Annotated in this window: 17 protein-coding genes and 2 pseudogenes; 8 read left to right on the forward strand and 11 right to left on the reverse strand. The window is 73.6% G+C overall.

What is annotated here, in order from left to right; all coding sequences use genetic code 11:
* Positions 1–14: 14 nt before the first annotated feature.
* Complete coding sequence (locus tag ACZ7N4_RS31100) at positions 15–1472, reverse strand: hydrolase (protein ID WP_471364772.1); 1458 nt, start codon at positions 1470–1472, stop codon at positions 15–17.
* A gap of 226 nt (positions 1473–1698) precedes the next feature.
* On the opposite strand from ACZ7N4_RS31100, the gene ACZ7N4_RS31105 reads away from it, so the two are divergent.
* Entirely contained in the window at positions 1699–1962 is a 264-nt protein-coding gene (locus tag ACZ7N4_RS31105) for a GlsB/YeaQ/YmgE family stress response membrane protein (RefSeq protein WP_471364775.1), read from the forward strand.
* Position 1963: 1 nt separating this feature from the next.
* On the opposite strand, the gene ACZ7N4_RS31110 is transcribed toward ACZ7N4_RS31105, so the two are convergent.
* Positions 1964–2740 (reverse strand): GNAT family N-acetyltransferase, encoded by a 777-nt coding sequence (locus ACZ7N4_RS31110; protein WP_471364778.1) that lies wholly within the window; start codon positions 2738–2740, stop codon positions 1964–1966.
* 108 nt (positions 2741–2848) lie between these two features.
* Here ACZ7N4_RS31110 and ACZ7N4_RS31115 point away from each other — a divergent pair.
* Positions 2849–3096, forward strand: a pseudogene (locus tag ACZ7N4_RS31115) (fumarylacetoacetate hydrolase family protein); the annotation flags it as partial.
* A 253-nt stretch (positions 3097–3349) separates the two neighbouring features.
* Here the strand turns inward: ACZ7N4_RS31115 and ACZ7N4_RS31120 are convergent.
* From ACZ7N4_RS31120 to ACZ7N4_RS31140, 5 genes and pseudogenes are all read right to left on the reverse strand, one after another.
* Positions 3350–3615 (reverse strand): annotated as a pseudogene (locus ACZ7N4_RS31120) (nitroreductase/quinone reductase family protein); the annotation flags it as partial.
* 326 nt (positions 3616–3941) lie between these two features.
* Positions 3942–4265: a hypothetical protein gene (locus ACZ7N4_RS31125; protein ID WP_471364782.1), complete on the reverse strand. Its 324-nt coding sequence runs from the start codon at positions 4263–4265 to the stop codon at positions 3942–3944.
* Positions 4241–4549, reverse strand: coding sequence for a hypothetical protein (locus ACZ7N4_RS31130; RefSeq protein WP_471364786.1), 309 nt, complete (start codon positions 4547–4549; stop codon positions 4241–4243). Before ACZ7N4_RS31130 ends, ACZ7N4_RS31125 begins: the two co-directional genes overlap by 25 nt.
* A 533-nt stretch (positions 4550–5082) precedes the next feature.
* The gene (locus ACZ7N4_RS31135; RefSeq protein WP_471364789.1) at positions 5083–5937 is read right to left on the reverse strand and encodes a GNAT family N-acetyltransferase; all 855 of its coding nucleotides are present in this window, start codon (positions 5935–5937) and stop codon (positions 5083–5085) included.
* A gap of 213 nt (positions 5938–6150) precedes the next feature.
* Positions 6151–6837, reverse strand: a complete 687-nt coding sequence (locus ACZ7N4_RS31140; RefSeq protein WP_471364792.1) for a chaplin — start codon at positions 6835–6837, stop codon at positions 6151–6153.
* 284 nt (positions 6838–7121) lie between these two features.
* Between ACZ7N4_RS31140 and ACZ7N4_RS31145 the strand changes: the two genes are divergently transcribed.
* Both ACZ7N4_RS31145 and ACZ7N4_RS31150 read left to right on the forward strand, forming a co-directional pair.
* A complete protein-coding gene (locus tag ACZ7N4_RS31145) occupies positions 7122–8726 on the forward strand; it encodes an alpha/beta hydrolase (protein WP_471364796.1) in 1605 nt (534 codons plus the stop codon).
* 173 nt (positions 8727–8899) lie between these two features.
* A complete protein-coding gene (locus ACZ7N4_RS31150) occupies positions 8900–9424 on the forward strand; it encodes a DUF4232 domain-containing protein (protein WP_471364799.1) in 525 nt (174 codons plus the stop codon).
* Here the strand turns inward: ACZ7N4_RS31150 and asnB are convergent.
* Positions 9417–11258: an asparagine synthase (glutamine-hydrolyzing) gene (gene asnB / locus ACZ7N4_RS31155; RefSeq protein WP_471364802.1), complete on the reverse strand. Its 1842-nt coding sequence runs from the start codon at positions 11256–11258 to the stop codon at positions 9417–9419. The genes ACZ7N4_RS31150 and asnB overlap by 8 nt on opposite strands.
* A 276-nt stretch (positions 11259–11534) precedes the next feature.
* Positions 11535–12314 carry an alpha/beta fold hydrolase gene (locus ACZ7N4_RS31160; RefSeq protein WP_471364805.1) on the reverse strand — a complete coding sequence of 260 codons (780 nt, stop codon included), beginning with the start codon at positions 12312–12314 and terminating at the stop codon, positions 11535–11537.
* A gap of 167 nt (positions 12315–12481) precedes the next feature.
* On the opposite strand from ACZ7N4_RS31160, the gene ACZ7N4_RS31165 reads away from it, so the two are divergent.
* Together ACZ7N4_RS31165 and ACZ7N4_RS31170 are read left to right on the forward strand one after the other, a co-directional pair.
* Entirely contained in the window at positions 12482–13576 is a 1095-nt protein-coding gene (locus ACZ7N4_RS31165; protein WP_471364807.1) for a baeRF3 domain-containing protein, read from the forward strand.
* A 100-nt stretch (positions 13577–13676) separates the two neighbouring features.
* Complete coding sequence (locus ACZ7N4_RS31170) at positions 13677–14699, forward strand: Gfo/Idh/MocA family protein (protein ID WP_471364810.1); 1023 nt, start codon at positions 13677–13679, stop codon at positions 14697–14699.
* Positions 14700–14852: 153 nt separating this feature from the next.
* Here ACZ7N4_RS31170 and ACZ7N4_RS31175 read toward each other — a convergent pair whose 3' ends face one another.
* On the reverse strand, positions 14853–15266 hold the full coding sequence (locus tag ACZ7N4_RS31175; protein WP_471364813.1) for an SsgA family sporulation/cell division regulator: 414 nt from the start codon (positions 15264–15266) through the stop codon (positions 14853–14855).
* A 347-nt stretch (positions 15267–15613) separates the two neighbouring features.
* Here ACZ7N4_RS31175 and ACZ7N4_RS31180 point away from each other — a divergent pair, with 347 nt between their 5' ends.
* The gene (locus ACZ7N4_RS31180; RefSeq protein ID WP_471364816.1) at positions 15614–17050 is read left to right on the forward strand and encodes a PP2C family protein-serine/threonine phosphatase; all 1437 of its coding nucleotides are present in this window, start codon (positions 15614–15616) and stop codon (positions 17048–17050) included.
* A gap of 40 nt (positions 17051–17090) precedes the next feature.
* Here ACZ7N4_RS31180 and ACZ7N4_RS31185 read toward each other — a convergent pair whose 3' ends face one another.
* The gene (locus ACZ7N4_RS31185) at positions 17091–18587 is read right to left on the reverse strand and encodes a DNA-binding protein NsdB (RefSeq protein ID WP_471364819.1); all 1497 of its coding nucleotides are present in this window, start codon (positions 18585–18587) and stop codon (positions 17091–17093) included.
* Positions 18588–18875: 288 nt separating this feature from the next.
* On the opposite strand from ACZ7N4_RS31185, the gene ACZ7N4_RS31190 reads away from it, so the two are divergent.
* Positions 18876–20021 carry an aminoglycoside phosphotransferase family protein gene (locus ACZ7N4_RS31190; RefSeq protein ID WP_471364822.1) on the forward strand — a complete coding sequence of 382 codons (1146 nt, stop codon included), beginning with the start codon at positions 18876–18878 and terminating at the stop codon, positions 20019–20021.
* Positions 20022–20302 lie beyond the last annotated feature (281 nt).

Genomic DNA, 20302 nt, shown 5'->3' on the forward strand with positions numbered 1-20302 from the left:
TCCTTCCCGCCGGCTCAGCTGACGTTGAGCGCGGTGTCGTCGACGACGAACGACGTCTGGAGGGTGGAGCCCTCGGTGCCGGTGAACTTGATCGTCACCGTCTGGCCCGCGTAGCTCGCGAGGTTGAAGCTGCGCTGGGTGTAGCCGCTCGCGGCGTTCAGGTTCGAGTAGGTCGCCAGCGTGGACAGCACGGTTCCGCTGCTGTCGAGGACCTGTGCCTTCAGGGTGTCGTAGGCCGTCGAGGTGGTCGTCTCGGCGGTGTCGACGTGGAGGTGGAAGCTCAGCATGGCGCTCGTGCACCCGGCGGGGACGGTCACCGACTGGGCCAGGGTGTCGGTGTGGGCCGAGCCGTAGCCGTTCAGCCAGGCCTTGTAGGAGCCGGTGCGGGCGGGCTCGCCGGAGTCGTCGGTGATGACGCCGCTGGACGTGGTCCAGGAGGCCGAGCCGGACTCGAAGCCCGGGTTGGCCAGCAGCTGCGCGGCCGTGCAGGTGCCACCACCACCCCCTCCGCTTCCGCCTCCGCTGCTGCCGCTCGCGCCGGCCAGCCATGCGGTGGCGTTGAGGGCGAGGGCCGCGTTGGTGGCGCTGGAGTCGTTCCAGCCGTCGTAGAGGGTGTTGCCGGACTGGCCGGTGCCGTCGTCGACCGGGGAGCTGTCGCCCCAGAAGGCGACGCGGCCGCTGCCGAAGGTGCTGGTGGCGAAGAAGGCGCCGGTGTTGCCCGAGTAACCCGTGCGATACAGGAGCCCCTTGACACCGGAGTTGTCGGCGGGCTTCAGCGTCGCGGTCGTACCGCTGGCGATGAGGCTCTTGCCGACGGTGCCGAAGGAGCCGTGCAGCACCGGGTCGGTGCTGTCGCTGATCGCGGCGGGGTGGTCGGAACTGATGCTCAGCGAGTCGATGGAGAAGCCGAACGGGTCGGTGGAGTCGACGCTGTTGTTCGACATCAGGTCGTTGAAGATCTCGACCGCGTCGTAGCCGTCGTTGTTGCGGTCGGCTCCGGTGTGGTCGGAGATCATGAACAGACCGCCGCCGTTCTTCACGAAGTTCATGATCGCGGTCTTCTCCGCGGCCGAGAACATCGTGTTGGGTTCGGGCAGGACCAGCGTGTCGAAGTTCGACAGGTCCGTCGCGGAGGTGCCGCCGTAGCTCAGGCTCGACCCCGACGGCAGGGTCTTCTGGCTGTAATGACCGGTCTTCTGCAGTGCGACGCCCCAGGAGGAGAGGGCGCCGGTCCAGTCCGTCTCGGCGGACGGCGAGGAGTCCTGGCCGAGGGGGTCGGGCTGGCTGGTGGAGATGATCCAGTCGGCGTTGCCGGCCGTCTCGGCGTGGGCGTTGTCGAACAGGATGCGGTGGGTGGTCGCCGCGTGGGCGGGGGTGCCGGTGCCGACCTGGAGTGCTGCTCCGGTGAGCAGCAGCCCGAAACCGGTCAGGGCCGTGGCGCATCTGTGGCGGGATCTCCTGGATCCAAGCATCCGTCGAACCTCCGTGTGGGGTGGGGAGAGGCGGGGGGGCGCCCAAGTCTGCGCGCGTAGAACCGGCTTGAGGCTTCTACAGGCGCCGATTGGTTGAAAGGTACATGGCATGAAGGGCCGGTGAACAGAGGCGTCCGGGGGCGCCCGGGGCGGAGTGGCGGTGCCGGCAACGGGCACATGCCACATCAGCGGGTGCAACGACCCGAAACCCCAAGGAGGTACGGCCATGGAGATCTCCGGCATCCTCAGCGCCATCGTCATCGGCCTCGTCATCGGTGTGCTGGGCCGGCTGGTCGTCCCCGGGCGGCAGCACATCGGGGTCCTGTGGACGATCGTCGTCGGCATCGTGGCCGCGCTGGTGGGCTCGGCGATCGCCGCCGGGATCGGGGTCGCCGACACCAAGGGTCCCGACTGGATCGAGTGGCTGATCCAGATAGCCCTGGCGGCGGTGGGCGTGGCCGCGCTGGACCGGGTCCGGGCGCTGCGCTGAGTCAGTTCCCGTGGACGTACGGCGTGGTGGTGCCCAGCGCGTGGAAGCCGAGGCGCTCCAGGATCGGGCGGCTTGTGGGCAGGGCGTCGACGTGGAGGTAGCGGTAGCCGTGCGCGGCGGCGGCACGGGCGCGGTGGGCGACCAGGGCCTGGTAGAGGCCCCGGCCCCGCCAGTGCGGGACGGTGCCGCCGCCCCACAGTCCGGCGAACCCGGTGCCCGGCACCAGTTCCATGCGGGCGGCGGCGACGGGTTCGCCGTCGGCGAGGGCGGCCACGGCGACGACCGTGCCGGGGTCGGCGGCCAGCCGGGCGAGCAACTGGTGCCGCAGCCGGCCGCCGTCGTTGCCGAAGGCCTTCTCGTGCACGTCCACGACGAGGTCGACCCCGGCCGGATCGGCGGCCCGCACGAGGCGGACACCGGCCGGGGGCGCGGTGTCCAGCGTGAGTTCGGCGACCTCGGCGACCATCAGCGTCTCCGCGGGCTCGGCCCGGAACCCGGCGGCGAGCAGCCGGGCGGCCAGGTCCGCCGGCTCGTCGTGGGAGTAGAGCTTCCACTCGAACTCCCGGCCGAGGCCGGTGAAGCGGGCGATCTGCTCCTGGATCGCCCGGTCCGCGCCCGCCGTGTCCAGGGCGGACCACAGGACGCCGTTCCAGGCGGACGGGTCCGCGACCTGCCGTACCATCCCGTCGGCCCGCTCGATCCGGGCTCCGGGCCCGTCGGGCCGGGCGCCTTCGCGCAACTCCCGGTCGTACTGGGCGAGCACCGCGGCATGGTCCATGGCCTCACCTCAGCACGGACGGCCGGACGCGGCCAACTGAATTGGGGGCTCTGGGAGTCGGAACACCATGCCAAGGCTGCTTGGGACTGAAGAGCCGCTCCCTCGCGCCCCGGTGACGACCGGCCTGAGAGCGAGCGGCGCGCGGAGGCCGCCCAGATCACGGACCGGCGAGCGGCGGAGGACCTGCCGTACGTCTCCACCGGCCTGCCGAGCGCGATCACGGGTCCGTACGACGACATGGCGCTGCCCGCCTGGGAGCTGCGGGAGCAGCCCGGCCGGGAGCCGTGCCGGCGCCCGTGATCGGCAAGTCTGCTCGTCAGGTGCCCGTCGATGACGCGCCGGAGTACACCACGGGTGACCGGTGCAGCGCACCCGCAGGGGGCGGTACGTGAACCTCCCCGCACCCAACGCGCGTGTGCGCCGCAGCCACCAGGCCGTGCCGGGACGCCCGTCACGGCCGGAGACCACTGGTGCGGCCGGCACCGGCAACGGCCCTGTCGCGGTGGTCAGCCCAGGGCGCCGGCGTCCGGGGCGCCGACGGTTTGCACGACGACCACGGGAATCTCCCGGGTGGTCTGCGTCTGATGGCCCGCGTACTCCGGGCCTGGCCGAGACGATCAGGCCCCACAGGCGCGGGCGTTCCGCACCGGTGGCGGGACGTGCCCGGGCGGTGAAGGCCAGCGCACCGACCTGGATGGTGACGTCCGGGTCGGCGAGCAGGTTGAGGTACCAGACCGGTGATGGTCGGCACCGCGGTCGGAGGCCGCCAGGACGTAGCGGTCACCGTCGCGTGCGTAGACGAGTGCGGTGCGTCGCAGTTCGCCCGTGGTACGGCCCCGGGTCGTCAGCAGCAGGTCCTTCACGCCCGGCCGACGCCCCCCGCCACCACCGCGCCGCGGTCAGGTCCGGGAGGCATGAGGGCGATTGCGTGAGCGACCGCGAGGGCCTTGCCACGCTTGGCTCATGCGCAACCGTCCTGCAGTCGTCGTGGAGGCCCCGGGCGAGCGGGCCCAGGGGGCCCTGCGGGTGCGTGGCAAGACCGTCGGCCGGGCCTGGTCGCGACGCGGTCTCGAGCGGCTGGCGCGCCGAGCGGGCCTGCCGGACCTGGACCTCGACGACCCGGGGCAGGTCGATTGGCCGGCAGACCCGTCCCACTGGCGCCTTTCCGCTGTGCCGCCGGCCGGCGACGGCCACAGCCCGACTACTGCGACGCCCGCGAGGCCGCCCCCGCAGACGCGATATCCAGATCCACCGCGACCTCCTCGTCCTCCCAGCGACCACGCTGCGAGATCGCCAGGCCGATCAGAGCAAGGTCAGCCGCCTGGTCCCGCAGCGCGTACTCCTCGTGGGTCTCAGGAGAGCTCCCACCCAGTTCGTCACGCTTCCAGGCGTCCATTGCGGCCTCGGCTACGGCCCTGGGCAGTCGGACGGTGACCCTGCCGACCTGAGCGTCGACATGTTCCCCGATCGCTGCCAGCACCTTCGAGTCGTCCCGGTACCTCACGTACTCCTCATGATCCACCATGAGGCGAGGCTACCCACGGTGGCCGGGATCTGGCTCACGGGCATGCTGGTCGACCGGTGGCTGCGGTCCGCGCTCCTCGGGGCGCTCGCGGTGATCGCGGGCGTGCTGACGGTCCCGGGCCCGGGCGCCGGGGTGCCCGCGTCGCCGGCCGGGGCGGTCGCGCTGTGGGGCGTGGCCTTCGGCGGGGCGCCGACGTTGATCCAGACCGCGCTGGTCGACGTGTCGGGGTCGGCCGACGCCGATGTGGCGACCTCCTTGCAGATCACGGTGTACAACGCGGGCATCGCCACCGGTTCCCTCACCGGCGGCGCGGGGCGCGCCGGCACTCCGCGCGGCTTGGCCCCGCGCTCCTCAGCGGTTCGACCGCCCGCGTTCCACGCCGGCTCGGTCCGCGTCCCGTCCGGCCGACCGCCACGACCCGCGGGCGGCCCTGCACCGGTGTTCCGCTGCGACTCGGGCCTTGCGCTCCCCGTCAGCCGAGCCCCCGCGTTCCGCGCCCACTCAGCCCCTGAGCCTCGCCGCGGCCCGGCCCGGCCCCCGTGCCGGCGCGCCCCGCGCTCCGGTCTGGCGCTGGACGCGGCGGGCGCCGGCCCCCTGGACCGCGCTGCCGCCGGTGCTGGTGGCGCCGGCGACGGTCGCGGCGGGGCGCCGGTACGCCTTCCCGGCCATCGGGCTCGGGGGCCGTGGGCCGCCCCAGGGAGCGTGCGGTGAGGGGGTGCGCGGAGGGCGGTGGCCGGTGAGCCCGGCGGCGGCCGGGGAGGGCGCCGGTGGTCCCGCTCGACGGAGGGGGTACGGGCCTCCCCGCCCCGCCCGGGACTCAGCCGAGTTCGAGTGTGGTGACGCCGAAGACCCGTTCCCGGGCGTGGGCGCGCACCGGGCCGGTGTACATGCGGGCCGTCTCGAACGAGGGCCGCAGTCCGGCCGCTTCGGCGAGGGCGACGCCGGCCGCGTTGGGTTCGGGCACGTCGATCGCGATGTCGCGGCCGGCCACGCCGTCGGTGAGGGCGGCGAACAGGGCCCGGGCGTCGTCGGCGGTGTCGGCGAAGAGGGGGCCGATGCGGAGGGTGTCGTGGCCCGGGCGGATCACGCCGTAGCCGGTGGGGCGCCCGCCGTCCTCGCGGACGACGGCACGGTGGCCGGGGGCGGTGAGCCACTCGGCGAGGAAGCGGGGGCGGTCGGCCGGGTGGCAGGCGCTGTCGTAGGCGGTGAGCGCGGCCAGGTCGGCGGGCCCCGCCGGGCGCACCCCGTCGGGCGTGGCGCTCTCGGGGGCGGGACCGTTGAACCGGATGGTGCGGTGGACGAGCCGGAAGCCGGACTGCCGGTAGTTGTCCTGCTGGGCGACGACTCCGTCCAGGCCGACGGTGCGGTTCCCCGCGTGGGCCAGGGCGGTCTTCCAGGTGGTGAGTCCGTGTCCGCGGCCCCGCAGCTCCGGGCGGACGAGGTAGCAGCCGAGGAAGGAGAAGTCGGGGCCGTGGTTGACGACGGAGACGGCCGACACCGGCTCCCCGTCGATCCGGCCGAGGAAGAAGCCCTCCGGGTCCTGGGCGAAGAACGCGGGCCCGTCGGACAGCCCCGGGTTCCAGCCCTCCGCCGCCGCCCACCCGCTGATCACCGGCCAGTCGGCGAGGGTGGCCTGCGTGACGACGAGGTCGTGGGGTGCCGCAGAGGTCATCGGTGCGCTCCGTTTCCGTCGGGGTCGGCTGTCGTGCGGCACGGGGCTCGGCCGCGCCGCCCGCAGCATCCTTGCGGATCGACGCGGGGCCGCGCCACGGGGAGTTCGGCCGATGACGGGGGCGGCCCGCGGGGCGTCCGGGGGCCGGGCGCCGCCGCTCGCCGGCGTCACCGCCCCACCGGGCCGGCGTCCGGTGGGGCCGTGCGCGGCGGGTCAGCAGGGGCGGTCCGGACGGAAGCGGCGGTACAGGACGGCGCCCGCGACGAGGAGCGCGGCGCTGCCGGCGGCGGCCGGGGCCGCCAGGTCCGCTCCGGTGCGGGCCAGCGAGGACGCCGCCGGGCGCGGGGCGTGGGGGGCCGGGTGGGCGCGGGCGGGGGCCGGGGGTTTCGGGGCCCGGGGTGTCGGAGCGGGCGGCTTCGGGGTCCGGGGGGTGTCGCCGGGCTCGTTGGCCGCGTGGTTGCCGATGGCGGGGTTGCCGACGCCGACCACGTCGACGCTGTTGCCGGTGACGTTCACCGGCAGGTCGACCGGCAACTGGATGCCGTTGCCGGAGATCACGCCGGGTGCGTCGGTGGTACGGCCGTGCGCGGAGGCCCCGCCGGGCGCGGCCGTGGCGCCGCCCTGTCCCGCGCGGCTCTTCCCGGCGCTCCGGTTGGCGCACGCGTTGCCCGCGGCCGGGTTGAGCAGTCCCACGACGTTCACCGTGTTGCCGCAGACGTTGACCGGGACGTGCACCGGGAGCTGGATGCCGTTGCCGGAGACCAGCCCGGGCGAGCCGGCCGCCGTGCCGTCGGCGTCGGCCCCGCCCGCCGCGAAGGCGGCGGACACCGGCAGTGCCACGGCCATCGCGCCGGACGCGGCGGCGACGGCGATCACACCGTTTCGGGTAGCCCGTCTCATAGGTTCCCTGCCTTCCAGACGTCGTCGCGGGTGGTCACCCGCACCTCGTAAAACGCAGGAGAACCATCGGAGTTATGGCTTATCGGTCTTTCACCCCATCGAGCGTCACTGTTATCGAACAGGATGCAAAGCCGCAGAACGATCACCAACGGGGCATGGCGGATGGCTCGTACGGCGGGGCGGAGTGTACGGCGGGAGCCGGCGGCCCGCTCGCCCGGAGGCGGCCCGTCCGGGGCCCGCTTATGGTGATGCGAGGGCGCCGGCGGGCGCCCGGGAGGCGATCCATGCTGGCCAAGCTGTCCACACGGCCCGCCGTGCGGCGCTGCGCGGGTGCCTCGGCCCTCGCCCTGGCGCTGCTCGGAGCCGGGCTGCCCGCGGCTGCCGCCGACCGGCCGCAGCCGGACCTGTCCCGCTTCTACCGGCAGAAGCCGGTCTGGGGTGCCTGCGAGGGCCCGGACATGCCGAAGGACCTCCAGTGCGCCAAGGTCACCGTCCCGCTCGACTACGCCCGGCCGCGGGCGGGCACCCTCCACATCGCGCTGGCCCGCTACCGCGCCACGGGGGACTCGCGCGGCTCGGTGGTGCTGAACTTCGGCGGTCCCGGCGGCGCCGGCATCCCCGAGCTTGCCGCCGAGGGCAGGCAGTTCATGGACCTGACCAACGGCTACGACGTGGTCACCTTCGACCCCCGCGGTGTCGGCCGGTCCTCCCCCGTCAGTTGCGGGGAGGGCACCGACGTGGCCTCGGCGGTGGCGGAGGAGGACACCGACCTCGGCCGCCCGCAGGCACTGCTCAGACGGTTGCGGTCGGCCGCCGGCGAGTGCGCCCGGCACTCCGGCCCGGTGCTGCCGCACATCGGCACCGTGAACGCCTCCCGCGACCTCGACGTCATCCGCCAGGCGCTCGGCGACCAGCAGCTCAACTACCTCGGCTTCTCCTACGGCACCCGGCTCGGCGCGGTGTACGCGGCGCAGTTCCCGGGCAAGGTCGGCCGGGTCGTCCTGGACGGCGTGGACACGCTGACCGAGCCGCTGGCGGAGCAGGGGATCGCGGGCGCCGAGGGGCAGCAGACGGCTCTGGACGACTTCCTGGACTGGTGTACGACGGATCTCGGCTGTCCGTTCGGGGAGGACCGGCGGACGGCCGGCGCCCGGGTGCTGCGCCTGGTGCACTCGCTCGACGAGAACCCGGTGCCCGGCGACTTCGGCGGCTCGTTCTCCGGCCAGGACCTGGTGGGCGCCATCGGGCAGGCCCTGTACAGCAGGGAGCTGTGGCCCTCGCTGGAGCGCGCGCTGGCCTCGCTGATCGAGGACGGCGACACCCGGCGCGTGCTCGCCTTCTCCACGGGCGGCATCGGACTGCCCGCGGGACGGCCCCGGGGGGACGGCGGGCTGGTCGACGCGTCCGAGGTCCCGGCGGACAACCTGCCGGCCGCCCTGATGGCGATCAACTGCGCGGACGACCCCGACCGGCCCACCGCGACCCGGATCACCAAGGACCTGAAGGAGCTGCGGACCGCGTACGACCAGGCCTCGCCGGTGTTCGGCCGCTACCGGCTGACCCAGCTGCTGATGTGCTACGGCCGCCCCCGCGGCACCGACTTCATCCGCGACCGCGTGAAGGACGTGCACTCCGCGAAGATGCTGCTCATCGGCACGCGCGGCGACCCCGCGACCCCGTACCGGTGGACCGTGGAGACGGCCCGCCGGCTCGGACCGTCGGCGGTGGTGCTCGACAACAAGGGCGAGGGCCACACCGGGTACTCCTCGTCCAAGTGCGTGCACCGCAAGGTCGACGAGTTCCTGCTGTACGGCTCGCTGCCTCCGAGCGGCAGCTCCTGCCCGGCGGACGCGCCGGGCGGGGACGTCACCTCGGACGGCACCGGTTGAGGAACCCCCGTCCGCCCGGCGGCCGGGTGTCCCGCCGGGCCGTGCCGGCGGGGGCCCGACCGGGTAACAGCCGCGAACCGGGGCAACCTTCCTGTCACCCCGGTCGTCAGACCGGGGTGAGGCGCGCCCCGGGCCGCCGCATCCCGTACGTGACCGCGACAGGGGATCCCCTCATGCGTATCCGCACCGCCATCGCCGTACCCGCCGCCTCCGCCGCCGTGGCGGGCCTGCTGCTCGCCGCGCCGCAGAGCCAGGCCGCCGCCGGGCCCGACCGGACCGCCCGCTGCGCCGAGAAGGCGTTGACGGTGCGGGCGAAGGCCGTGCCCGGCCACCCGGCCGTGCTGCGGGTCGGGGTCGCCAACCACGGCACGCGCGCGTGTCTCGTCGACCGCGTGCCCACGGTCACCTTCGGGGACCTGGACGGGGCGGCGCTGCCCGTGCCGGACGGCGGCACGGGGACGTACCGGCTCGCGGTGCGCGGCACCGCCTACGCCGACGTCCGGACCATCGAGGACCCGCGCGACCCCGAGGCCCGCCGGGTGGACACGGTCACGGTGGCGGCCTCGGCCGCGCACTGGGGCCGCTCCTTCACCGCCGGGCGGCTCGGCACCGGCCGGCGGGTCCTGGTGTGGGAGCCGGTGACCACGTGGTGGCAGCGGTCCGCGGCGGCCGCGGACCGCGCCGTCGGGCTCAGCTGAGGACCAGCTCGGGCGCGTAGAGGTCCAGCCACCCCGCCAGGTCGAGGGTGCGTTCCAGGTCGCGCCGGGCCGCCTGTGTGCTGACCGGCGCCTCGCGCTCGGCGGCCGTGCGGACCCGGTCCCGGTCGACCAGGTCGAAGACGGGGTGGGCGGGCCGGGCGAGCAGTTCCCTGGTCTGCTCCTGGAGGGCGCGGGCGTACCGGGGGTCCTGCGTGGACGGGTACGGGCTCTTGACGCGGTCGTACACCGAGCGCGGCAGGACGTCCGCCGCCGCCTCCCTCAGCAGGCTCTTCTCCCGGCCGTCGAAGGACTTCAGCGCCCACGGGGCGTTGTAGACGTACTCGACCAGCCGGTGGTCGCAGAACGGCACCCGGACCTCCAGGCCGACGGCCATGCTCATCCGGTCCTTGCGGTCGAGCAGCATGCGCACGAAACGGGTCAGGTGCAGGTGGCTGATCTGCCGCATCCGGTACTCGAAGTCGCTCTCGCCGTCCAGCCGGTCGATGCCGGCGACGGCGGTGCGGTAACCGTCGGCTATGTAGGCCTCCAGGTCGAGGGACTTGGCGAGGTCGGCGCGCACCACGCCGGCGTCCTCGCCGAAGTGGCGGCCCATCATCGCCAGCCACGGGAAGGTGTCGGCGCGGCGCGCCTCCTCGTCGAAGAACTGGAGGTAGCCGCCGAAGACCTCGTCGGCGGACTCGCCGGACAGGGCCACCGTGGACTTCTCCCGGATGGCGCGGAAGAGCAGCAGCAGTGAGCTGTCCATGTCGCCGAGGCCCGAGGGCAGGTCGCGGGCCCGGATCACCTGGGCGCGCACGGCGGGGTCGGCGAGGGCCTCGGCGTCGAGCACGATGTCCTGGTGGTCGGTGCCGGCGAGCCGGGCGACGTCGTGCACGAAGGGGGTGTCGGGGGTGCCGCGGAGTTCGTCGGCGACGAAGTTCTCGGCCTGCCCGGCGAAGTCGACGGCGAAGCTGCGCACCTTCTCGCCGTGCACGGCGAGCTGGCGGGCGGCGAGCGCGGTCATGGCGGAGGAGTCGAGCCCGCCGGAGAGCAGGGTGCAGCGCGGCACGTCGGCGACGAGCTGGCGGCGCACGATGTCGTCGAGGAGCGAGCGCACGGTGGCGACGGTGGTGTCGCGGTCGTCGGTGTGCGGGCGGGTCTCCAGGCGCCAGTACACCCGGGTGGACAGGCCGGAACGGTCGACGGTGACGACGGTGCCGGGCTCGACCTCGCGCATGCCGTCCCAGATGGCGTGTCCGGGCGTCTTGACCATGACGAACAACTCGCGCAGGCCGTCCAGCGTGACGCGGGGCCGGGCCAGCGGGTTGGCGAGGATCGCCTTGGGTTCGGAGCCGAACAGGACTCCATCGCGGGTCGGGTAGAAGTAGAAGGGCTTGATGCCCATGCGGTCGCGGATCATCACCAGCTTGTCGCGGCGGCCGTCCCACACGGCGAACGCGTACATGCCGTTGAGGCGTTCGGCGACCGCGTCGCCCCACTCCAGATAGCCGTGCAGGACGACCTCGGTGTCGGAGTCGGTGGTGAACCGGTGGCCCCGGTCGGTCAGTTCGCGGCGCAGCTCGGTGAAGTTGTAGGCCTCCCCGGAGTAGACGAGGGCGACCGTGCCCTCGGGGGTGCCCACGGTCATCGGCTGGCGGCCGCCGGGCAGGTCGATGATGGCGAGCCGGCGGTGGCCCAGGGCGGCGGGGCCCTCGGTCCAGGTGCCGCTGTCGTCCGGGCCCCGGCAGGCCATCGTCTCGGTCATCGCATGCAATGTGGTGGCCTCGGCGGTCAGATCACGGTCGAAAGAGACCCATCCGGTGATGCCGCACATGCGCTACCTCCTGCTTCCGGCTGCCCGGGGGCCCCGTCCTCACCTGCGGTTCCGCGGTGAGGGACGACCGGCCGGCAAACCAGTTGTATCGAGCACCTATATGACGAGCCTCCGTCAGGCACCCGGGTGCGTCAACGCGGCCGCGACCCGGTCCGGTCGGCAGCCCCACGATTTCGGCCGTGTTTTGCCTCAGCAAAATGCACGGACCGGCGCGCTCTCGCATCAGGGGCGACCAGATCCGGCCACGGGCAAAAACTTCCTCAAGTCGCGGATGTGTCACGGCTTCGCGGACAGAAACGAGTCGAGCGCCTTGGTGAGTTCGGCCGGCTTCTCCAGCGGCAGCTCGTGACCCGCGTCCAGGATGCGGACGACCGCGTCGGGGCAGGCCTTGGCCAGCCGGAGCATCTGCCGCACCGGCAGCTGGACGTCGTGGTAGCCGTGCACCATCAGGGTCGGCACGGCGATCTCGCCGGCCCGGTCCAGGACGTCGAAGGCCCGCATCGCGCCGTAGAGCGTCATGACGACCTCGCGCGGGGTGGCCGCGGAGGCGCGGATCTGCGCCCGGACCTCCTCGCGCGGGTGGCCCGGGGCGAAGGCCCGCTGGATGTTGGCGGCCACGAACAGCCTGTACGGCAAGAGGGTGGAGGCCGCCATCAGCAGGCCCCGGCCGCGGCTGTAGGTCATCCGGCCGATCGAGTTGACCAGCACCATCCGCTCCACCCGGTCCGGGTGCGCGAGGGCGACCGTCTGCGCGACCATCCCGCCCATCGAGTGGCCGGCCAGCACGCACCGCGCCACCCCGAGGTGGTCCAGGAGGGCCACGACGTCCGCCGCGAGGTGGGCGACGGTGGGCACCCCGGCCCCGGTGCTCTCGCCGTGCCCGCGCAGGTCCGGCCGGATCACCCGGCGCCGTGCGGAGAAGTGCGCCGTCTGGTGGTCCCAGCGGTGCCGGTTCGCGGTCCAGCCGTGCACGAACACCAGGGGCGCGTCCGCCGCGTCGCGGGGGCCCTCGTCGTCGTACGCCAGTCTCGCTCCGTCGACGTCGAGCTGCGGCATGGTGTCTCCCGGGGTGCGGCGCGCTTCGGTTACCGACCGGTACGGTAACCGCCCGCCGGCCCCCGCGTCACCGGCGGCCGGACCGAGACTTCCAGTGGGAACGGCGGTACACCCGGGTCCGGATTACCCCGAATGCCGCACAGGTGAATCGGCCCTATCGTCGTGTCATGGAGCACGCACTGAGTCCCGCGACCCTCGCCGAACTGCGGCGCCCGCGCCCGTATCCCGCGGTGTCCGTGCTGACCCCGACGCACCGCCGGGAACCCGAGAACGGCCAGGATCCCGTCCGGCTGCGCAACATGGTCACCGAGGCCCGCCGACGTCTGGAGGCCGACCCCGCCGTCACCCGTGAGCGGCGCAACGAGGTCGTCGCACAGCTCGACCGGGCGCTGGCGGAGGTGGACCTGGCACACGCCGAGGACGGCCTGGCCATCTTCGCCGCCCCCGGCGAGCACCAGGTGTGGTCCCTGGCGCGCGCCGTCCCCGAGCGGGTGGTGCTGTCCGACACCTTCCTCACCCGCAACCTGGTGGCCGCACAGGCCGCCGAGCGGCCCTACTGGGTGCTGTCGGTCTCCGCCGACCGCGTCACCCTGTGGAACGGCGGCGAGCAGCGTGTCGTGCGGGACCGCTCGGGCGGCTTCCCGCTGGAGCGCCGGCAGGTGAACTTCGACCCCGAGCGCCAGATGCGCACGGGCGGGCTGCCGAGCACCTTCAGCGACGAGGGCACCCGTCAGTTCCTGCGCGAGGCGGACACCGCCATGGCCACCGTCCTGCGCGAGCAGCCCCGGCCGCTGTACGTCATGGGCGACCAGGAGGCCCTGTCCCTGATGGACGAGGTCGGCAGCGTCGCCAAGGCGGCCGTCCACGTCCCGCGCGGCGGTCTCGGACACGCCGGCCCCGAGGCCGTCTGGCAGGCGCTGCGGCCGGTGCTCGCGGAGGAGTCCCGCAAGGACACCACCGCCGTGGTCGGGGAGCTGACCTCGGCGCGCGGTCACCGGACGTACGCGGCCGGGCTGGACGAGCTGCGGCAGAGCGCCCTAGAGGGCCGGGTCCGGCTGCTGGCCGTGGAGGAGAACTTCCGGGCCACGGTCCGCGATCTGGGCGAGCACCTGGTGCCGGCGGAACCCGGTGATCCGGACGCCCGCGACGACATCGTGGACGAGATCGTCGAGCAGTGCCTGCAGACCGGCGCCGAGGTCCGCTTCGTGCCCGACGGGGCGCTCGGCGACGCCGCCGGGATCGCCGGAGTGCTGCGGTACTGATCCCCGGAAATCCCGGAAATCGCCGGGAGCACACCGCCACAGCGGCTCTCTTGCGTCGGCGTACGCTACGGCGTGATCGTCGGCGTAAGGGAGCGCGCACATGGGTGACCTGCTGGGCGTGGCGGTACTGGGTGCCGGACACATGGGGGCCGATCACATACGGCGTCTCGACCGAGTGGTCAGTGGAGCCAGGGTCGCCGCGGTGGCCGACCCCGATGTCGACCGGGCGGAGGAGGCGGCGGCCGGCCTGGACGGGGTCACCGTGCACACGGACCCGGTGGCCGCGCTGGACGCGCCGGGCGTCGCCGCGGTCCTGATCGCCTCCCCCGGGCCCGCGCACGAGGAGGCGCTGCTCGCCGCCTTCGCCCGCCGGCTGCCGGTGCTGTGCGAGAAGCCCATGGTTCCGGACTCCGCGGGCGCGCTGCGGGTCGTGGAGGCCGAGGCACGGATCGGCCGCCGCCTGGCCCAGATCGGCTTCATGCGCCGCTACGACGCCGAGTACCGGCGGCTGAAGGCCCTGCTGGACGGGGGCGGCCTGGGCCGGCCCCTGATGCTGCACTGCACGCACCGCAACGTCTCCTCCCCCGCCGGCTTCACCAGCGCCATGCTCGTCAACAGCTCGGTCTCGCACGAGATCGACGCGGCCCGCTGGCTGCTCGGACAGGAGCTGACGGCGGTCACCGTGCTGCGGCCCACACCGTCCCCGGGGGCGCCCGAGGGCCTGCTGGACCCGCAGTTCGTGCTCTTCGAGACCGAGCGGGGCGCCCTGGTGGACGTGGAGGTCTTCGTCAACTGCGGCTTCGGCTACCAGGTGCGCTGCGAGGCCGTGTGCGAGGCGGGCAGCGCCCGGATCGGCGACGAGCGCACCATGGTGGTCACCGCAGGGGGCACCGCCCGCGAGGAGGTGGCCCAGGACTACCTCGTCCGCTTCGCCGACGCCTACGACCGTGAGGTGCAGGCGTGGGTCGACGCGGCCCGCCGCGGCGAGGTCACCGGCCCGGACGCCTGGGACGGCTACGCGGCCTCCGTCGTCGCCGAGGCGGGGGTCCGGGCCCTGGACTCGGGCCGCCGGGTGGCCGTCGACCTCGCCCCGCGCCCGGAGCCGTACGCCGCCGGCCGCTGACGCTCGCCGCCCCGTCGTCCGCTCCGCCCTCGCCCAGGGGGGTGCCCCCGCGGCACACCGCCGGCCGGAGCGCGTGCGGCCTCGTCAGCGGCCGTACCCGCGCATGAGGCGGGGACGAACAGGAGCGACAGGCGCGCGGCCCCCATCCGCCGCTCACACCCCACCGAACAGCGCGCTCAGCCCCCGCTCCACCACCCCGGCCACGTCCTCCTGCCCGGACGCCACCACGTCGTACGTGCGCAGGAGGAAGCACCGCAGCGCCGAGGCCGGGAAGAGGAGCAGGGCCATGCCGTGCGGCGAGTGGAACTCCACGACCGTGCGGGTCCGGCCGTACGGCCATATCTGCACGTCGCCGTGGCCGGCGGGAGCCCGCAGGCCCTGGTCGAGCAGGGTGCGCGCGAAGGTCCAGGTGACCTCCTCGCCGTGCAGCGCGGCCTCGGCCGGGAAGTCCACGAACACGGCGAGGGGATCGACGGCGGTGTAGCGCAGGGTGGCCGGCACCATGACCTCCCGGTCCTGGGCGGTGACCAGCCGGGCTTCGGCGAGCTGTTCGACGGTGATGTCCATGTCCTTAGGAGTCCGCGGGGGCTCCTCGCATGGCGTCAATTCCGGTCAGAGTTCGACCGGTACCGGCCGCGCCGCGCCATCATGGAACAGAGAAGCGACGAACACGCGCCTGAACACCGGTCCGTGGACTGCCCGCCTGCCTCAACTCGCGTAAGTGACGTACGACTTGACGACTCCCGCGCCTACGTCATCCGTACCTTCGGAACAGTCCGGGAAGACTCTGGCATATGCCAGAAGCACCACCGTATCGTGTGTTGCCAAATCCCTTACAGCGCGTCGCGGGCTGTGCAACAGTCGTAGCGGTCCCCCGTCGTCCCCGCCGTTTCGTCCCCCCATCGGAGTGCGTCATGCCGTCCCCAGTCTCCGCGGACCGCCCAGCCGCCCAGCCGCCCGGGCGCGGCTCGGTCGAGGCGCTGATAACACAGGCACGGCGGCTCAAGGGTGACGTGGACGCCGTACGGCGGGACACCCGGAGTGACGGTACGGACCCCGAGGAACGCTGGCAGCGCGCCCTGTACGACCTCGCCGCGCACCAACTGGACGACCTGGACGCCCATTTGGCGCAACTGCGGGACGGCCCCGCCCCCGCCGAACCCGACGTACCGCCCGCCCGGCCGCCCGCCGGACGGACCGCACCGGCCGGCGCCCCGAGCGGCTCACTGCTCAGCCGCGTCGGCAGCGCCGAGTGGGACCTGCTGACCGACGAGGCCACCTGGTCCGGGGAGCTGTACCAGATCCTCGGCCTCGACCCGGCCCGCCCCGCCCTCACCCTGGACGAGCTGCCCAGCCTGGTCCTGGAGGAGGACCGGCCCAAGCTGACCGCGATGGTCACGGACTGCCTGGTCGACGCCAAGCCGATCGACGGCGAGTTCCGTGTCGTACGGCCCGACACCTCCGTGCGGACCGTGCACATGATGGGCGAACCCGTGCTCGGCGCCGACGGCGGCACGACCTCCATGTGGGCCGTGCTGCGCGACGTCAGCGAACTGCGCCGCAGCCAGCGGACGGTGCGCGAGACCCGTGACTCGCTGCACCACCACCGCCGGCGGGAGCGGACCGAGCACCGGATCGCGGCAGAGCTGCAGGAAGCCGTGCTACCGCCATGGCGCGGCTCCCTGCGGCTCCCGCACCAGGGGCCGGCCGCGCTGGACCTGGCCGCCCACCGCCTCCCGGCCGCCACCCCCACACTGATCGGCGGGGACTGGTACGACGCGCTGGAGCTGTCCGACGGCCAGACCCTGCTCACCGTCGGCGACCTCACCGGACAGGGCGTGGCCGTCGCCTCCGGCATGGCGATGCTGCTCGGCGCCTTACGCGGCATGGCACTGGCCGGCACACAGCCCGGTCATCTGCTCACCCTGCTCAACCAGTTACTCGACACCACCGTGCAGCCCGCCCTCGGCAGCGCCGTCTGCTGCCACTACCGTCCGGAGGACCGCACCCTGGTCTGGGCGCAGGCGGGACACCCCGCCCCGCTGCTGTACCGCGACGGGACGGGGCACCCACTGCACGCACCGGACGGCGTCCTCCTCGGTGCCTCCTCGGGCGCCGTCTACGGACAGTCCGTCGTCCCCCTGCACCCCGGCGACCTGCTCCTCCTGCACACCGACGGGCTGATGTCGGGCCACGGCAGGACAGCGGCCGTGGACCGGCTGCTCGGCCTCGCCCCACGGTTCGGCGCGGCGCGCACCGCGCAGGACTGTGTGCGGACGGTCGTCGAGGAGTTCGGCGGGGCCGGGCGCGAGGACGACGCGTGCGTGCTCGTCGCCAAGGTCACCGCGTGACGGCAGCCGACCCCGTGGGGCCGGACGGCGCACAGGCCCCCTATGCCTGTGCGCTGCTGCCGTCGGTCCTGGGCCTCGGCTTGGGCAGAGCGAGCCTGATCTCCTCCCGCAGCTCGTGGATCGTCGGATAGCCGGCGTACTCCGCGGTCAGCCGGTACATCTGCCGCAGCCGGTCCCAGGTGCGACGCGAGGAGTTCGACCCCATGGACATCAGGGCCAGCCGTGCGTAGCGGTCGGCCTGTTCCGGGTCGTCGGCGATGAAACAGGCCGACGCCATGGACAGATGGTCGAAGATCTTCGAGCGTTCCCGGCCGTCGACGCGCAGCGCGAGGGCCTTCTCCGCGTAGTACTGCGCGTGCGCCGCCGCGTCCGGGTCGAACTCCGCCAGGGTGCGGTAGGCGAGCGCCTGCATGCCGTACAGGTCCTCGTCCTTGAAGGTCTGCATCCAGTCCGGTGGTTCCACGTCCTGCCGGTCGGAGACGAAGAGGTCCTCCGCCTGCCCGAGCGTGCGGCGCATGGCCTGGCCCTTGCCCATCGACGCCTGCGCCCAGGCCTCGATGGTGTGGAACATCGCCTTCGTCCGCGGCTGCAGGCGGTCGCCGGCCCCGGACTGGGCGAGCTTCATCAGGTCCAGGGCGTCGTCCGGGCGGCCCAGGTGCACCATCTGCCGGGCCGCCCGGGACAGCGCCTCACCGGCGCGCGGGCGGTCCCCGCCCTCTCTGGCGGCGTGGGCGGCGATGACGAAGTACTTCTGCGCCGTGGGCTCCAGGCCGACGTCGTGCGACATCCAGCCCGCGAGGACCGCCAGGTTGGCGGCGACGCCCCACAGGCGCCGCTGGAGATGGGGTGGATGGTGGTAGGCGAGCATGCCGCCCACCTCGTTGAGCTGCCCCACGACCGCCTTGCGCTGCAGCCCGCCGCCACGGGCCGCGTCCCAGGCGCGGAACACCTCGACCGAGCGCTCCAGTTCCTCGATCTCCTGGGACCCGATGGGGGCGGCCTCGTACCGGTCGAACCCGGCGGGGTCGGCGTGCAGGGGGTCGTCGAGGACAGGAGCGTCGGCCTTCAGGGCCGGGTCGGTGTGCAGCCAGTCGTACATGGCGCTGCTGAGCGTGGATCCCGCGGCGAGCGCGGCGCCCGCGCCCACCAAGCCGCGTCGGTTGAGCATGAGGTCCATTCCCGTGAATTCGGTGAGGACCGCGGCGGTCCGTTCGGGCGCCCACGGCACTCCTTCGGGATGTTCCTCGATCCCGTCGGGCTGCCGCTTCCCTGCACGCCCGTGCCGCACCAGACCGAGGTCCTCGATGGTCACGACACGGCCGAGACGCTCGGTGAACAGAGCCGCCAGCACCCGCGGCACCGGATCGCGCGGGATCTCTCCCGTGTCGATCCACCGCCGCACCCGGGAGGTGTCGGTCGCCAGCTGGGGGTGGCCCATGGCCGCCGCCTGCCGGTTGACCAGTCTCGCGAGTTCGCCCTTCGACCAGCCGGCCAGGCCGAACAGGTCCGCCAGTCGGGTGTTGGGTTGTCCGCTCACGTCAAGCCCCCAGGTTCTCGGCTGAGTTGACAGTAGCCCCGCGGAGGTTGCCGGGCGACTATTCGCCAGGGTTCGCCAGGGTCCGCCAGATGGTGTGCCACTGGGCATCGGGTGTCAGGTAGGAAAGCGCCACCCCGACCCGGTCGCCGCCTTCCACCCGAGGGCGCGTGACGGCACAGGACGGCAACTGCCGGGCACTCTCCCCAGGGTGTGCCCGGGCGGCCGGGACGGGTTGCGCGTGAGACGCACAGGCAGGCACCGCAGGCACACGAAGGGATCTGTTCTCCCATGTACGCAGCATCGTCCTCCGTGTCCGCCCCGCCCCGTCCGCTGCGCCCCCGCCCGGCGGGCGGCGGGCCGTACCTCGATCCGGCGGCCCGACCGAGCGGCCCCGTACCGGTCGGGGCCCGCCCCCGGCGGATCCCCGGCCAGCCCGGGACCCAGCCGCTCAGCGGGAGGCTCGACCTGTCCGGCCCCCAGGGTGCGCAGCTGCGCACCGCGCTCGCCGCGGTGCACCGGATCTGCCCGGAGTTCGCCCCGGTGCAGGTCCTGCGGCGCAGCGGACGGTCCGTCCTTCTCGTCGGGACGACGGGACGCAGCACGGCCGTGGCCAAGTGTCTCCTGGACCATTCGCCGGCCTGGGTGGAGCGGAGCCGTCAGGAAATAGCCGCATACCGCTCGTTCGTCCGGCACCGGCCGCCGGTCCGGGTGCCGAGGCTGATCGCGGCGGACCCGGACAACTGCACGCTGGTGATCGAGCGCATGCCGGGCCGGACGGCGGCGTTCCAGCGGCACCCCACGGAGGCGCCGCCCCGCGCGGACATCCGGGCCGCGCTCGGCGCGATCTGCCGGGTGAACGCCTGGCGGCCCCCGGCGGGCACCTTCGACATGCCGCTGGACTACGCGGCCCGGATCTCCCGGTACCACGAACTGGGCCTGCTCACCGACCGGGACCTCGGCGACCTGCAGAAGCTGCTGCACGGCATCGCCCACGAGGTGGGACGGCACGGCATGCTCCAGTTCTGCCACGGCGACGCCCTGCTCTCGAACATCCTTCTGTCACCGGCCGGTCCAGTGCTGGTGGACTGGGAGCACGCGGGCTGGTATCTGCCGGGGTACGACCTGGCGACGCTGTGGCTGGTCCTCGGGGACGCGCCGGTGGCCCGGCGGCAGATCAGCCAGATCGCCCAGTCGGCCGGCCCGGCCTCCCGGGACGCCTTCCTGGTGAACCTGATGCTCCTGCTGACCCGGGAGATCCGTACGTACGAGACGGCCGTGCAGCGTTCGATGCACGACGCGGCCCCGGTGGCACCGGGCGCGGCCCACCCGGGTGCCGCGCCGTCCGGCGAGGAACAGCGGCTGCTGCTCAGGCGGCTGCACGACGACTGTCAGATGGCCCGCAGGGCCGTCCGCGCGGCGGTCGGCACTCGCTGACGGGGACGACGGCTCCGCGGTGCGCCCTGAGCGGCGGCGCACCGCGGACCTTCGTGTCCGCGCCGGCGCTTGCTCCCCTCGGGCCGCGGCCTCACGCACCGCCGGCGGCTGCACCGCAGGGCCGGCCGCGCCGTGTCCGCCCCCGCGCTTTCGTGTCCGCCTCGCGCGGGTGGCCACTGGTGTATGCCAGTGACGCCCCGCAGGCCCGCGCACCGCCGCCGCGAAACTCGCCGGAAACCCTCCGTGACGTGGTAAATCGCCATCCTGTGGGCATCATTGAC

The sequence above is a fragment of the Streptomyces sp. NPDC107654 genome (assembly GCF_055639035.1).